This is a genomic window from Marinobacter sp. AN1, assembly GCF_026013985.1.
Classification (GTDB): domain Bacteria; phylum Pseudomonadota; class Gammaproteobacteria; order Pseudomonadales; family Oleiphilaceae; genus Marinobacter; species Marinobacter segnicrescens.
Genome location: NZ_CP110342.1, coordinates 677,600 through 691,091 on the forward strand (window position 1 = coordinate 677,600; position 13,492 = coordinate 691,091).

Genomic DNA, 13,492 nt, shown 5'->3' on the forward strand with positions numbered 1-13,492 from the left:
GCTATGATGATTGACGCCAACTTCTCGGGAAAAAGGCATCCACGCGAAGCTAATGTAATAATTGAAAACCTTTCGCAGGTATAGAGTCGATATATTTTGGGATGATAAACCTAAAATCCCACATCGATACTTAGCGTAGCGGACTAGTAACCACGCCAGGAAGAGGTTGAATGCTTTCATACCCAAACATTAATCCCGTGGCAATTTCTCTGGGGCCATTGCAAGTTCATTGGTACGGCCTGATGTATCTTGTTGGTTTTCTGGCAGCTTGGTGGCTTGGGCGCCGAAGGGCTCACCGCTTGGGGTTGAGTTTCGACGCCATCGAAACGCTGGTTTTCTACTGTGCAGTTGGCGTAATACTTGGCGGGCGGTTCGGTTACGTGCTGTTCTATGATTTCGACAAGTTGTTGGCCAACCCACTCTGGCTGTTCAGAATCTGGGAGGGCGGCATGAGTTTTCATGGTGGTTTTGCCGGGGTGCTGGTTGCCGTTGTTGTCTTTGCGCGCAAGTACAGCCTGGGTTTTCTTCGGCTTACCGACTTCATCGCGCCGCTGGTTCCGATCGGTCTCGGTGCCGGGCGCCTGGGTAATTTCATAAACCACGAACTGCCGGGCAGAGTCAGCGAGGTGCCGTGGGCCATGGCCTTTCCTCATATGGGGCCAGAACCCCGGCACCCGTCTTCTTTGTATCAGTTCGCGCTGGAAGGTGTCGTTTTGTTTGTGGTGCTGTGGTGGTTTACCAGTAACCCCCGGCGAAATGGCGCTGCGTCCGGTTTATTTCTGTTGCTCTACGGCGCGTTCCGTTTCTCCGTTGAGTTTGTCCGCCTTCCGGACCCGCAGCTGGGATTTGTGGCCTTTGGTTGGATGACCATGGGGCAGCTGCTGACATTACCAATGATCATAGTGGGCATCGGCTTGATTGGCTGGTCCAGGCGTCAGCCTGTTGTTTGTACAGCGATGGCGGAAAGCTGAAGGAAACCTGTAGGCAGGTTATTGTTTCTTTTTGAGCCATCCTCTGTACATCCAGCGCGTGGAATAAAACGAAACCAGGGGAATCAATACCCACTGTAATATCGGAGTAACCCCGGTGCCAAGCAGTGGCAATACAGGCATTGATTCGCTGTATTGCCAGCGTTCGCCGGCACCGGTAGCCCAGGCTTCAAACAGCACGGTGACCAACAACCCCGCAGCCAGAAAACTCCCCAGGGCGAGGCTCCGCCAGGGCCCTTGTATCCAGAACAGATTTCGTACCGCCAATGCTGCAACCCCATAGGCAAAAAACGCGATATTGGCATCGCCGACGGCGGCCCGAGTGCATAACCAGATGACAGCACCGTGAGGCGCTTCCGTCATGCCTTCAAAAAAGGGTACCTGGATCATCTCCCAGAAGAAGTGCAAAAAGAAACTGACGGACCAGAACATCAGGACCAGAATCCAGCCAGGGCACAGTGCCTTCGCGCGAGTCATCATATCTCCATTCAGCCTAGCTCTCCGAGCATGGGAAATGCCGATAACATCCAGGACGCAAAGCGTGTCATCTGACCGGTAATCACCATCACGCCCATGATAACCAGCACCACACCCGCGAGCACCCGCAGGTGACGGCTCCAGCGGCTCAACCAGCGCACGCGCTTACGGAAATGCTCGATCGACAGGGCGGTGACCAGAAATGGCACAGCCAGCCCCAGTGAATAGACCGCCAGGTACAACATGCCGGCTTCGGCATTGGCGTGAGTAGAACTGAGCGCCAGTATGGCCCCCAGGATTGGTCCTATGCAGGGTGTCCAGCCGATGGCAAACGCCACACCCAGCAGGAAGGATGCCGTCGGGCGCCCCCCTTCCAGGGCCTGCCCAAGGCGCCAGTCCCGTTGCAGGGCCGGCATACTCCACCAGCCCATCATGAACAGTCCCATCAGCACAATGAGCACGCCGGCAACCAGGTTGGCCTGCTGCCGGTAGCCCATGAGCCACTGACCCACCAGACTCGCACTCGCGCCGAGGGCCACGAACACCAGACTGAAACCCAACACAAAGCAAAGGCTCAGCCAGAACGCCTTCAGGCGATTGACGCTGTCGTTGACCGCCCCGCCAGTTACCACAGACAGGTAACCAGGAACCAGGGGCAGCGTACACGGGGAAAAGAAGGACACCAGGCCGCCCATAAAGGCGGCCATGATGCCCCAGGTTGCAAGATCAGGCATTTAGACCCCCAAGTTAGGTGATTCCGTCAAATTGCCCAAAAATCGAATTTGATGCCTTCCCTGGACGTGCCGTTATCGATGATGGCACGCGCCCACCATAGCATCTTGCCAGTACCGCACTCCGGCAGGGTAATGGTTCCCTGGTAAACACCCTGGGCGTTTGGAACCAGTTGGGTGCGGACCACGCCCATGTACATCTCAAGCCCTTCAAAATCCACGATCAGGGAGTCGCCCGCCATGTTGTCGAGGCGCACACGAATGGGGATTTCTGTCATCGATTCGATGACCTCGTCACGCAGATCCACGGTGATGGTTTGATTGCCCTTTTGCCCGATGCACTGAGCGTCAAAAGGCGCGCATCCTTCGGTGGGATAATAAGTGATGCCGGTATCCAGATCTGGCTTCAAGTACTGCGGCAACACAAAAATTGCCGCAACTACCGCACCGAAACCGGCGATACCGAATAACACTGACCACTTCTTGAAGTGCTGTTTCAATGACATCCTTGAGTTACCCGAGATCTGACGTGAGTGCTGTCTGTCATCCTTGAGGAATCAGGAAGGGCTTTCAGCCTGATTAGAGTCCTGACTCTCGTCCTGTTGGTAGCGACGCTGGTCCTCCGTCCATAGAGTTTTCAGATACTCGATCACCGATCGAATTTCCTGGTCGGTGAGAATGTCCTTGAACGCCGGCATGGTCAGCCGGTCCGTTTTGTTGAAGGGGTGCCGCCACCCCTCTGCGATCATCCTAACTAACATGGAGTCGCTGTGACGCCAGGTGTGGCCTGTCTCATCGTGAGGTGGTGGCGGCATTTCGCCTTTCTCATCCGGCTTGTTCCAGTCGGCAGTGCCCTCGCCCTGCCGTCCGTGGCAGGCGGCGCAGTACTGCTCATAAATCTGACGGCCCTCGGCCACTTCGGCCGGCACGCTGTCACTGTTCGTTGGTGCGCCCCCCGCCATCACAATGGCGGGGGCAACGAGCAAGACCAGCGGGAATGACCATTTATTCATAAAGAGGCACCCATTCGCCAGAGGCGTCCCGCGTCAGCAGATCACCGTTTTCGGTACCTACCACGAGACCTTCCGTAGGTGAGAATGTCAGCGCGGTCACCGCCTGGGTTGATTCAAGGTTGGCCCAGGTTTCGCCGCCGTCGGAACTATGGTGAAGTCGACCCTCGGTCACGGCATAGACGTTTTCCGGGGCCGACGGATCGTAATCAATGGCGGCAACAGTGCCCCGCAACTCGCCGGCATCGCCCCAGAAGCAGAAACAGTCCATGGAACGTGAAACACCGCGGGTGGTACCAGCGAAAAGCCAGCCACTCTCCATGCTGCCCGGCATATCCGAGTGCAGGAACGCCTGCACCGGCTCTCGGGGGCCACTGTCAACTTTTACCCAGCCCTCACCGCCGTCCCTGGAACGGAACATGCCATCGTCACCGAGATAGGCGTAGAGCGTATCCGGTTGTGTGGCGTGTGCCGCGATCGCTGTGATCCCGAGATCGGGCAGGGTGTCGTTCAGGGGCTGCCAGCTCTCGTTGGCATTGTCGTAGCGCCAGATGCCAAGGCCAGGCCCTGCCAGGTACAGGCTTGAGTCTGCACCCTTGGCCAGAGTGTTAGGCTGACTGCCAGAATCAGACGGTGGTAGCGGCATCTCGACGGCAGTCTGCCCTTCAAGGGCAAACAGACCACTGCCGCGAAGCACCACCAGAGCTCCCGAGGCGTTGGTGGTCAACGCCTTCACTGATTGGCCATCACTCGCAGGCTGGGCTTGAACCAGGGCGGGCATGAAGACCGCCAACGCCAACAGGAAAAGGCCGGAGGCGCCAGAACTCAGATGGTAAAAAATGGCTTTCATAGGACGGACCTCAGTAATCCTTGTGCTCACGGAAAACCCGTTGCTGGCCATTGGCGTTGAAGGCGATGACTTGGTAGTCGTCCTTTCGGCCTGTTTCCATGCCGGGGGTACCATGGGGCATGCCAGGCACTGATAGACCAATCGTGTTGAACTGCGGGTCCTCAAGGTAGGCGACGATGTCATTGGCCGGCACATGTCCCTCAATCACCAAGTCACCAATTAACGCGGTGTGGCAGGACGCCATGTCGCGCGGCACATCGTGCTGCTGCTTGATGGCATTAAGGTCGTCGGTTTCTACAATCGTGGTCTCAAAGCCATTGGCTTCGAGGTGTTCAGCCCAGGACTGGCAACAGCCACAATTGGGGCTCTTGTAGACCGTGATGGCCGTTCCGGCACTGCTGTTGGAGGTTTGGGCAGTCGCTGGCTGCGACGACTCATTGGCTTGGATCGCCAGCGTGGTTGCGCCAGCAGCAAGAACGATGCCGGACAGGCCGACCGACAGGGCAAGTTTTTTCATGTTCATGGTAGTCCTCAGTATCAATAGGCAAAGGGTAGTAGATTGCAATGAAGTGCCCGGGGCACTTTGGTTTTCCCCGGGCATTTGATGTCAGTTCAGACTGTTTGCCGAAAATGTCAGTTGGCGTCTTCCTTGTCGCCGTCCATCGGCTGATCACCATGGCTCTGCATCATGCTCATGCAGGCTTCGGTCATGGCCTTCCGGTCTTCGGGATCCATTTCGGACATCATGTTCATCATCTGCATCATGCCGCCCATTCCGTGCATGCCTTCTGAGGACATCATTCCCTGGTCTTCGCTTTCATGGGCAAAAGCTGACAGGGTAGCAGCGCTGCCTGCCAGGACTGCCGCTAGAACCGTGACTTTGATGGTTGAATTACGCATAGGATTCACTCCGGTTAAAAGCCCGTGATTATTGGATTCAAGGCACGGGACTTCGATTCAAGAATTAACGTTAATGGGCGTGCCGCGATGGGCAAAACCCGGGTTAAAACTCAGGAGTGCTGTTCTGGAGGGGGTGTGATAGAGGCCAGGAACGGATCCTGGTAAAGGGTTGCTCGCGCGGTCAATACCGGGTGGGAGCCGGTATCGGTAAAATCGATGGAGTTCCCCGGTAAGAGGGCAAAACTCACGCTAACACTGCATTTGATCAGCCCACTGGTACTCGGGCAGGCCATGTCAGGGGCTGAGACACAATCAGTTCCAGTCTCTGTTGAGGCGTTGGCGCTATCAGACTGGGCCATCATCATGGACATGGACCCGCAATCCAGCATTGAAGCTTTCGCCTGGCTGTCCGCCACTTTTGACATAGCCAACACCGGCCCGCTGATCACCAGAAGTAGTGATAGCAAAACGGAGATGATTGGGCGGTTCTTTGCGGACATCCTGATTTCAAGCACCAAGCTGTGGGGATACGGGGTGTGACAGACAACCCCTCTATCTGTTCCAATAATCCTAGCATTTTTTTATTTCAGTAACACAACCCGTCAATTCCCGAAGGCCCAGGATGAACTCCCTCTGGCCACTCTGATAAAACCCTTGATCTTAAACCTTGCTTCAACGTTATGTTCGTTCGAAATGCTCAATAGCAGAGCTATCTAACGCGTCAGCGATGGTCGGGCTAACCCCAGTAAGAGTGAGAGGCAAGATGAATTGTTGTGACAAGAAGACGAGTAACGGAGACAAGGGAAAGATGAATTCCGATCAAGGCCGAGGAGGAATGGTGGGCTTGCTGACAGGGCCGTGGCGTTGGTGGTTGTTTGGAGCCATCGGGGTCATCGCCGGACTCACTTTCGGATGGGAGCAACTGGTGTTATTCGGGATTGCTCCAATACTGATCAGCCTTCTACCCTGTCTGATCATGTGTGGTCTTGGATTCTGCATGATGAAATGTAAGGACAAGAAAGGCTCAGTGGCCGCAGTTGATCAGACGAGCGAGGCTGGTGATGTCCAGTCGATGGCTCCTCAGCCCAAGGTCTCGGATGCTTCACACTCGACGAGAGCATTCTGACAGTGAATGTGCGCTAAGAGGGATGTCGTCGCGTTCAGCCTCGCACCTGAAAATAGCGCATCATTCCTGCGTCTTCATGTTCCATGTTATGACAGTGGTAGATGTAAAGGCCGTCAAAGCGCTCGAATTTCATCGCCAGCTGAACCGTTTCACGAGGCATAACCAGAACCGTGTCGTGCCAGCCACTGTCTACCAGGCCCTGCTGTAAACTATCCGAGCTGCCGCCTCGTCGCCCTACAACGTTGAACTGCAAGCCATGAATATGCATCGGGTGAGGCATCGGTGTGTTGTTGTGGAATTCCCAGATTTCCGTGTCACCAAGGCGGACTTTTTCATCATCCGCAACATTCGTTCCGTCAAACCGCCGGCCATTCATGGCAAATCCCCGCATCATAACCGGGCTTAACTCGAACGACCGGATTCGCGTATTGCTGTTTACCGGTATTTTTTGCCGCTGCACACCTAGCTGTGCCGGTAAAGGTTCGCTGGCCTCTACTGACTTGGACACCTCCAGCCTGGCCAGGGGAAATCGGCTGCCGAGGGGCAGGGCGTTGCTGCCCATCATTCCCATTCCGCCCATCATGCCTGCCTGGAAACGGTCACTGATAAGCTCCAGCGTATCACCTGGCTGGGACTCGGAAAGGTCGACCCAGATATCAAGCCGCTGAGCCGGAGCCAGCACGGCGTAAGGCCTGTCTTCCGGTTCCTGAAGAAGGCCGCCATCTGCACCGATAACGGTGACAGGTCGCCCGTCGCTCCAGGCCAGTTTGTAGATGCGAGCGTTAGAGCCATTGAGGACTCGAATTCTGTATGGGCGGGTGGCAACCTTGCGGGTGGTTGGAGGCGCCCCGTTAGCCAGCACTCTATCCCCCAGAAAACCGTGCATACGGTCCATCATGGACCCCATGCCACGGCCCATGTAAACCAGTTCATTGTTACCAGCAAAGGTGCGGTCCTGAAGCACCAGTAACAGCTCGTTATCGCCCGACGGCAATTTGAGGTCCGCTTCTTCCTCGTCTTCAACGATCAGGAGTCCGGCCAACCCTGCGTAACTTTGGAATCCTACGCGACCACCTTGCTTGCCGTGGGCATGAGAGTGGTACCAGAACAGTCCGGCCCGGTCCAATACCTCGAAGCCAACAGTCATTGTCTCGCCTGGGCGGATCGGTAGTCTTGGCTGTCCGTCTACGTCGGACGGCACGTGAAGCCCGTGCCAGTGGACGGTGGTGTCCTCTGGCAGCTCATTGTGAATATGGATTTTGACGGTTTGGCCGTGGCGTAGCCGGATCGTTGGGCCGAGGTAACTGTCCGGATTTTCGGAGACTGTGTTTTTTGGACCTTTCAGCAATTCCGCCCTATAGCGCCACACATCACTGGGGGCGCCCGGAAGTATGGGCACCGAATCTGGCATGGCGTGAAGATTCAGTTCAACATCGTATTCGTCTGAATCAAGGCCGAGCGTTTCCGATTCAACCGCTTTTACCCCTCCATCACACCCGGTAAGCAGAAGTCCCGGCGACAGCGTGAGAAGGACGCCGGTGCCCGCCACAGCCTGAAGGACTGTTCGCCGATGGACACTTTTACTCCGGTTCATCACTTATTCCTCAGATATTTAATCAGTGCCAGAATCGCGAGTATCAGGAGCACAACCAAAAGAATCATGATAATCATCATGAATAGCCCCATACCTCCCATGCCCTGCATCATGTTGCCCCCCATCATGCCTTCTCCCATGCGCCCGGGCTCATCAGCGAATGCAAAAAGGGACAGGAAAAGTCCAACAACCAGCGTAGATAGCCTCTCAAATACCTTCATTACAGTGTGTCTCCGTATTTTTGCCCCACTTGATTTAAAAAACGGGGGACCTTGGCCCAGTTTGGTGCATCGCCCCCGATCTGACAATGCATGAAAAATACCTTGACCTTAAAGTTTACTTTAAGGTTATGGTTAGGATAAGTCATTGACCACTCGTTTTGAGGTGCAGGAATGAAAACGTTCAATATCGGCGAACTCTCTGAAAAAAGCGGCGTGGCCAGCCATGCCATTCGCTTTTACGAGCGGGAAAATCTCATGCCAGAGCCTGCCCGAACCCAATCGAATTATCGTCGTTACCCCGAGGATGCGATCGCCAGGCTGCAATTCATCATCCACGCCAAGCAATGGGGTTTCACCCTTGATGAGATTCGCGAACTCCTGATGCTTCAGGACGCCAATGGCGACCGCGCCGAGGCCAAGCGAATTGCAAAGAAGCAACTGGAAAAAATCCGGCATCAGATTCAGAGCCTGTCCCGCATTGAGGCCGTCCTGTCGGAAACCCTGGAGGAATGCTCCGGTGAAGGACCCATGGACGGCTGCCCGATTGTCGAAGCCATAGCCCAGCGAGGGTGACGCTGCCAGTTGCCTGCGAATGAACTGATTAAAGGCACGGAGTTAGCTGTGCCGAGGAGCCAAACGGGTATGCAACGAATAGAGATTCGTGTTGATGGAATGTCTTGCGCTTCGTGCGTCGGGCGGATTGAAAAGGCGCTCATGGGTCAGCGCGGCGTTGCGGAATCCCAGGTGAATCTGGCGACCGGAAAAGCCACCGTGAAATTTGACCAGCCCGCCACGCCGGCCACGTTAATCGACTTGATTAAGGAGGCGGGTTATCAGCCACGAGTACAGTCGGCTGAAATTCCGGTCATCGGAATGACCTGTGGCTCCTGCGTATCCCGGGTTGAGCGGGCATTGAACAAGCAACCCGGCATGGTCAAGGCCAGTGTCAATCTGACTACCCAGAAAGCGTTTGTGGAGTTCCTGTCTGACACCTTGTCAGTGCCGCGAATTCATCAGGCTATCCGCGACGCAGGGTATGAACCTCAGGAGCCGGACGCCAATAGCGAAACGGAAGAGCAGGACAGGGAGGGCATCGACCTCCGCCGGAAAGTGCTCTTCGCTGCGGCGCTGACTATCCCGATTGTTCTGATTGCCATGGGTAAAATGATCCCTGCTCTTGAGGCTCTATATGTCAGTGTCTTACCCCATCGGGGATGGATGGCAATTGAGTGGCTACTAACCACGCCGGTGTTGTTTTATGCCGGACTGAGGTTTTTCCGGTCCGGGTACACTGAATTGCGCCATGCCAATCCTGGCATGAACAGCCTGGTTATGATCGGCACCAGCGCTGCCTATTTCTACTCCGTCGCAGCACTGCTGGTTCCAGGATTCTTTCCCGCCGGTACCGCCGAAAGCTATTTCGAGGCAGCGGCAGTAATCGTGACGCTCATTCTGCTGGGACGCTACTTCGAGCACGTCGCCAAAGGCCGGACATCGGAGGCAATCAAAAAACTTCTGCAACTGCAGGCCAAGACCGCCCGTGTCATTCGGGACGGGGAGGCCGTCGAAGTGCCCATCGAAGCCGTGGTACCTGGTGACCGTATCCAGGTGCGCCCGGGAGAGCGGGTTCCTGTTGATGGCGTGGTGGAAGAAGGCCAATCCTACGTGGACGAGTCCATGATCAGCGGCGAGCCCGTTCCCGTGGCCAAACAAAAAGACGCCGAGCTGGTGGGTGGAACCATTAATAAGAACGGTTCCCTGACGTTCCGGGCTACGAGGGTCGGTGCGGACACCGTTCTGGCACAGATCATCAGAATGGTGGAATCGGCCCAGGCTGATAAACCCCCGATTCAGGCGCTGGCCGACAAGATAGCGGGAATTTTCGTTCCCATTGTGATTGTGCTCGCGATTCTGACGTTCATCACCTGGTTCAGCTTCGGGCCCGAGCCGGCACTGTCCTTTGCCTTCGTCACGACGGTCAGCGTGCTGCTGATTGCCTGTCCCTGCGCGATGGGCCTGGCCACGCCAACAGCGATTATGGTCGGAACCGGTAAGGGTGCCGAAATGGGTGTGCTGTTCCGCAAAGGGGCGGCCCTGGAGACACTGTCTCGGATGGACACCATCGTCCTCGATAAAACCGGCACCCTGACTCGGGGCCAGCCTGAGCTGACAGATTTCATCCTGGTGGAAGGCCGCGAGGATGAGGTCCTGGCCTGGGTTGCGGCTGTGGAGACCGAAAGTGAACATCCCATCGGGGAAGCCATCGTCAAGGGCGCAAGGGATCGGGGCCTCACGTTACCCGCGATCAGTGAATTCCAGGCGGAGCCGGGCTACGGCATCCAGGCACAGGTGGCCGGGCGCCGGATCAATGTGGGCGCGGATCGTTATATGCGCCGCCTCGGTATCGACCTGGCCAGCGTCGCCGACGATGCGGTTTCACTTGCTGAAAAAGCCAAATCCCCGCTGTATGTTGCCGTCGACGACGCCTCGCCGCGCTGATTGCTGTGGCCGATCCGCTCAAGAACGGCTCGGTGGAAGCGATTGCTGCGCTCAAGTCGTCAGGACTCAGCGTGGCCATGCTCACCGGTGACAATCGCGCCACCGCCGAGGCGATTGCGCGGCAAGCCGGCATCGAACGGGTGCTTGCGGAGGTATTGCCGGACCAGAAAGCGGCCGAAGTGAAACGCCTGCAAGATGAAGGTGCCCGGGTTGCTTTTGTGGGTGACGGTATCAATGACGCACCGGCCCTGGCGCAAGCCGATGTGGGTATCGCCATCGGCACCGGTACCGACATTGCCATCGAGGCCGGCGACGTGGTTCTGATGCGCGGCGACCTCCGGGGCATCGTGGATGCTGCAGCGCTCTCCCGGCGCACCCGCAAAACGATCCTCGGCAATTTTGTCTGGGCCTACGGATACAATCTGGCACTGATCCCCGTAGCCGCAGGTGTTCTGTTCCCGTTTACCGGTTACCTGCTCAACCCCATGCTGGCTGCGGGTGCTATGAGCCTTTCCAGTGTATTTGTGGTGACCAATTCCCTCCGGCTGGGCCGGTTCAAATCCAATAGCGGAAGCTCCGTGGAGAGCAGTATCAGCGAAAGCGGAGCCGCACAAGCCAGTGTCTCGTAAGAGGCCTGGCACACACAGAATCAGGAGATTGACATGATGACGAATGAGGCATGCATGTTTGGAATGGCGGGAATGGGGTTGATATCCCTTTTGCTCATCGTCGCCTTGGTACTTGGCGTCGCAGCCCTCGGCAAGTACCTGTTTTCGAAAAACAGGGACGATTCTGGACGCGCGAGTAAGAACGCCAGAGGAGACTATGACTACCACCCTGAAGCATGAATTTCATCGGGTACCCATGGCAAGTATGGGAGTTAGACCGAACGCAAAAGCAAAAATAGTCGGGGTTATGCTCTTGCTGGCTGCACTGGCTGCGATCTATTGGGTCATGCTGGAGACCGGAGCATTGACCACCGTGACCAACAAGGCGGCCTTGTCGGAATGGATTGACCAACTGGGGTATTGGGGGCCGGTGGGTATCATTGGCCTGATGATCACGGCCATTGTCCTGAGCCCGATCCCCAGCGCCCCGATCGCCATGGTTGCCGGTGCAGTCTATGGATCGCTATGGGGAACAGTGATCGTGGTTATCGGTGCTGAGGCCGGCGCACTGATCGCTTTCGCCATTGCTCGATCCTTGGGGTACGACGTTATCCATCGCTGGAAGCGACTACGTCCGGTATTGAATTGGCTTGGCAAGGAACGCTCTCAGGGCGCATTGATGCTTGTCATTTTTACATCAAGGTTGGTGCCTTTTATCTCCTTCGATGGGGTCAGCTATGCAGCGGGCCTGACACCACTCGCGTTCTGGCGCTTCGTGGTCGCAACGCTGGCCGGTGTTATTCCGACAGCCTATCTGATCACTGAGTTTGGTGGCTTGCTCATGGCCTCTGAGTCCGGGGTAGTGACGATACTTCTGGTTCTGGTCAGTGGCATTACCCTGTTGCCGTTTGTTGCGAAGCTGCTCATGGCTCGCCGAAGGCACCAGAAAGCGTCCGAACTTGCATGATAGAGGTTGGGTTGAAGGCGCCTTGGCAAATACTCATCCCGCACAGCAGGACAGCTGTTTCACGTCTTTGGTGAAGGTTTGCGCGCAGAGCTTGAGGCCTTCCACCATGGTCAGATAAGGAAACAGTTCATCGCCGATGTCCTGCACGGTCATCCGTGACCGAAGTGCAATGACTGCCGTCTGGATCAGTTCACTGGCTCCCCCGGCTACCGCCTGCACCCCCAGCAAGCGTCCCGAATCGCGCTCGGCCACCATCTTAATAAAGCCATGGGTGTCGAAATTCACCAGCGCTCGCGGCACGTTTTCCAGATCCAGCAGACGGGTGTCCACATTGTAGCCCTGCTTGAGCGCTTCGGCCTCTGTCAGGCCAACTGTGGCGACCTGAGGGTCGGTAAACATCACCCCCGGCATGGCGCTGAGATCCAGGGTGGCCTCGCCTCCCGTCATGTTGACCGCAGCCCGGCTGCCCCCGGCAGCGGCGACGTAGACAAACTGCGGCTGATCGGTGCAGTCACCGGCGGCATAGACACCGGGGACCGTGGTTTGCAGTTGCCCATCCACCTGAATCGCGCCACGGGAGGTTTCCACACCGATGCCCGCCAGGTTCAGGTTTTCGGTATTGGGTATCCGGCCGGTCGCCACCAGCAGTTGATCAGCTCGTAAGGTACCGGCATTGGTCTCTATAACGAATTCATTGTCGGTATAGTCCACACGGCTGGCCTGGGTCTGCTTGAGCACCTCGATGCCCTCGCGCCTGAACGCCGCCTCTATGGCCTCACCGATGGCGGGTTCTTCACCGGATAGCAGGCGGCTGCGGGCCAACACGGTGACCTTGCTATCCAGCCGGGCGAACGCCTGGGCCAATTCCAGGGCAACAAAACCGGCGCCGATCACGATCAGCCGTTCAGGCACAGTAATTAATGCCAACGCACTGGTGGAGGTGAGATAAGGCGTCTCAGCCAGCCCCGGTATCGACGGCTCTGCGGGACGGGCGCCAGTGCCAATAAAGGCGCGATCGAAATGGACGTTCTGTTCGCCGCCCTCGTTCAACTGGACCACCAGGTTATTGGCATCGACAAACCGGGCTTCACCGTTCAGGACCGTGATTGCCGTCTGGTCGCGCAGAATCCCTTCGTACTTGGCGTCGCGCAGTTCCTCGACACGCGTCTGCTGTTGCTGAAGCAGGTTCGCCCGGTCCACCTTCGGTATCTGGGCGCTGACGCCCCCGTCAAATGGGCTCTCCGTGCGCAGATGCGCGATATGGGCGGCACGACTCATGATTTTCGACGGCACGCAGCCGGTATTCACGCAGGTACCACCAATAATGCCGCGCTCGATCAGGGTGATGCGGGCACCGCGCTCCGCGGCCTTCAGGGCAGCCGCCATGGCTGCGCCGCCGCTACCAATCACAGCGATATGCAGGTTATTGTCACTATTCATTCCGAGTTCCTTGAATTACTGGGGCATTGTCACGGCAGGCGCCGAGTCGCGTGTAACAGAGGGCGCCTGGAGTCCTTTAT

Annotated in this window: 16 protein-coding genes and 1 pseudogene; 7 read left to right on the plus strand and 10 right to left on the minus strand. The window is 56.8% G+C overall.

Annotated features, from left to right (window positions below; all coding sequences use genetic code 11):
- Positions 1 to 170: 170 nt before the first annotated feature.
- Positions 171 to 971, plus strand: a complete 801-nt coding sequence (gene lgt, locus LJ360_RS02965) for a prolipoprotein diacylglyceryl transferase (RefSeq protein ID WP_264995210.1) — start codon at positions 171 to 173, stop codon at positions 969 to 971.
- An 18-nt stretch (positions 972 to 989) separates the two neighbouring features.
- On the opposite strand, the gene LJ360_RS02970 is transcribed toward lgt, so the two are convergent.
- The 7 genes from LJ360_RS02970 to LJ360_RS03000 all read right to left on the minus strand — a co-directional run bounded on the left by LJ360_RS02970 (position 990) and on the right by LJ360_RS03000 (position 4,957).
- A complete protein-coding gene (locus LJ360_RS02970) occupies positions 990 to 1,466 on the minus strand; it encodes a hypothetical protein (protein WP_264995211.1) in 477 nt (158 codons plus the stop codon).
- Positions 1,467 to 1,477: 11 nt separating this feature from the next.
- Positions 1,478 to 2,200, minus strand: coding sequence for a cytochrome c biogenesis CcdA family protein (locus tag LJ360_RS02975; protein WP_248234652.1), 723 nt, complete (start codon positions 2,198 to 2,200; stop codon positions 1,478 to 1,480).
- 26 nt (positions 2,201 to 2,226) lie between these two features.
- Positions 2,227 to 2,703: a hypothetical protein gene (locus tag LJ360_RS02980; RefSeq protein ID WP_264995212.1), complete on the minus strand. Its 477-nt coding sequence runs from the start codon at positions 2,701 to 2,703 to the stop codon at positions 2,227 to 2,229.
- Between the two features lie 51 nt (positions 2,704 to 2,754).
- Positions 2,755 to 3,210, minus strand: coding sequence for a c-type cytochrome (locus LJ360_RS02985; protein ID WP_091854696.1), 456 nt, complete (start codon positions 3,208 to 3,210; stop codon positions 2,755 to 2,757).
- A complete protein-coding gene (locus LJ360_RS02990) occupies positions 3,203 to 4,057 on the minus strand; it encodes a WD40/YVTN/BNR-like repeat-containing protein (protein WP_058089852.1) in 855 nt (284 codons plus the stop codon). Before LJ360_RS02990 ends, LJ360_RS02985 begins: the two co-directional genes overlap by 8 nt.
- Before the next feature lie 10 nt (positions 4,058 to 4,067).
- A complete protein-coding gene (locus LJ360_RS02995) occupies positions 4,068 to 4,580 on the minus strand; it encodes a DUF411 domain-containing protein (protein ID WP_058089851.1) in 513 nt (170 codons plus the stop codon).
- A gap of 110 nt (positions 4,581 to 4,690) precedes the next feature.
- Positions 4,691 to 4,957, minus strand: coding sequence for a hypothetical protein (locus LJ360_RS03000; protein ID WP_058089850.1), 267 nt, complete (start codon positions 4,955 to 4,957; stop codon positions 4,691 to 4,693).
- Between the two features lie 216 nt (positions 4,958 to 5,173).
- Here LJ360_RS03000 and LJ360_RS03005 point away from each other — a divergent pair, with 216 nt between their 5' ends.
- Both LJ360_RS03005 and LJ360_RS03010 read left to right on the plus strand, forming a co-directional pair.
- Positions 5,174 to 5,497: a hypothetical protein gene (locus LJ360_RS03005; RefSeq protein WP_058089849.1), complete on the plus strand. Its 324-nt coding sequence runs from the start codon at positions 5,174 to 5,176 to the stop codon at positions 5,495 to 5,497.
- Positions 5,498 to 5,765: 268 nt separating this feature from the next.
- Complete coding sequence (locus LJ360_RS03010) at positions 5,766 to 6,083, plus strand: hypothetical protein (protein WP_058089848.1); 318 nt, start codon at positions 5,766 to 5,768, stop codon at positions 6,081 to 6,083.
- A gap of 34 nt (positions 6,084 to 6,117) precedes the next feature.
- Here the strand turns inward: LJ360_RS03010 and LJ360_RS03015 are convergent, their stop codons facing one another.
- Together LJ360_RS03015 and LJ360_RS03020 are read right to left on the minus strand one after the other, a co-directional pair.
- Positions 6,118 to 7,632, minus strand: coding sequence for a multicopper oxidase family protein (locus LJ360_RS03015; protein ID WP_264995213.1), 1,515 nt, complete (start codon positions 7,630 to 7,632; stop codon positions 6,118 to 6,120).
- Between the two features lie 44 nt (positions 7,633 to 7,676).
- Entirely contained in the window at positions 7,677 to 7,898 is a 222-nt protein-coding gene (locus tag LJ360_RS03020) for a hypothetical protein (protein ID WP_058089846.1), read from the minus strand.
- A 171-nt stretch (positions 7,899 to 8,069) separates the two neighbouring features.
- On the opposite strand from LJ360_RS03020, the gene LJ360_RS03025 reads away from it, so the two are divergent.
- The 4 genes and pseudogenes from LJ360_RS03025 to LJ360_RS03040 all read left to right on the plus strand — a co-directional run bounded on the left by LJ360_RS03025 (position 8,070) and on the right by LJ360_RS03040 (position 11,972).
- A complete protein-coding gene (locus tag LJ360_RS03025; protein WP_036206275.1) occupies positions 8,070 to 8,471 on the plus strand; it encodes a MerR family transcriptional regulator in 402 nt (133 codons plus the stop codon).
- A gap of 69 nt (positions 8,472 to 8,540) precedes the next feature.
- Positions 8,541 to 11,026: pseudogene (locus LJ360_RS03030) on the plus strand (heavy metal translocating P-type ATPase).
- A gap of 33 nt (positions 11,027 to 11,059) precedes the next feature.
- Entirely contained in the window at positions 11,060 to 11,245 is a 186-nt protein-coding gene (locus LJ360_RS03035; RefSeq protein ID WP_041334534.1) for a hypothetical protein, read from the plus strand.
- Entirely contained in the window at positions 11,223 to 11,972 is a 750-nt protein-coding gene (locus LJ360_RS03040; protein ID WP_091854702.1) for a TVP38/TMEM64 family protein, read from the plus strand. Before LJ360_RS03035 ends, LJ360_RS03040 begins: the two co-directional genes overlap by 23 nt.
- Before the next feature lie 33 nt (positions 11,973 to 12,005).
- Here the strand turns inward: LJ360_RS03040 and merA are convergent, their stop codons facing one another.
- Positions 12,006 to 13,412, minus strand: a complete 1,407-nt coding sequence (merA, locus tag LJ360_RS03045) for a mercury(II) reductase (protein ID WP_091854704.1) — start codon at positions 13,410 to 13,412, stop codon at positions 12,006 to 12,008.
- Between the last annotated feature and the right edge of the window lie 80 nt (positions 13,413 to 13,492).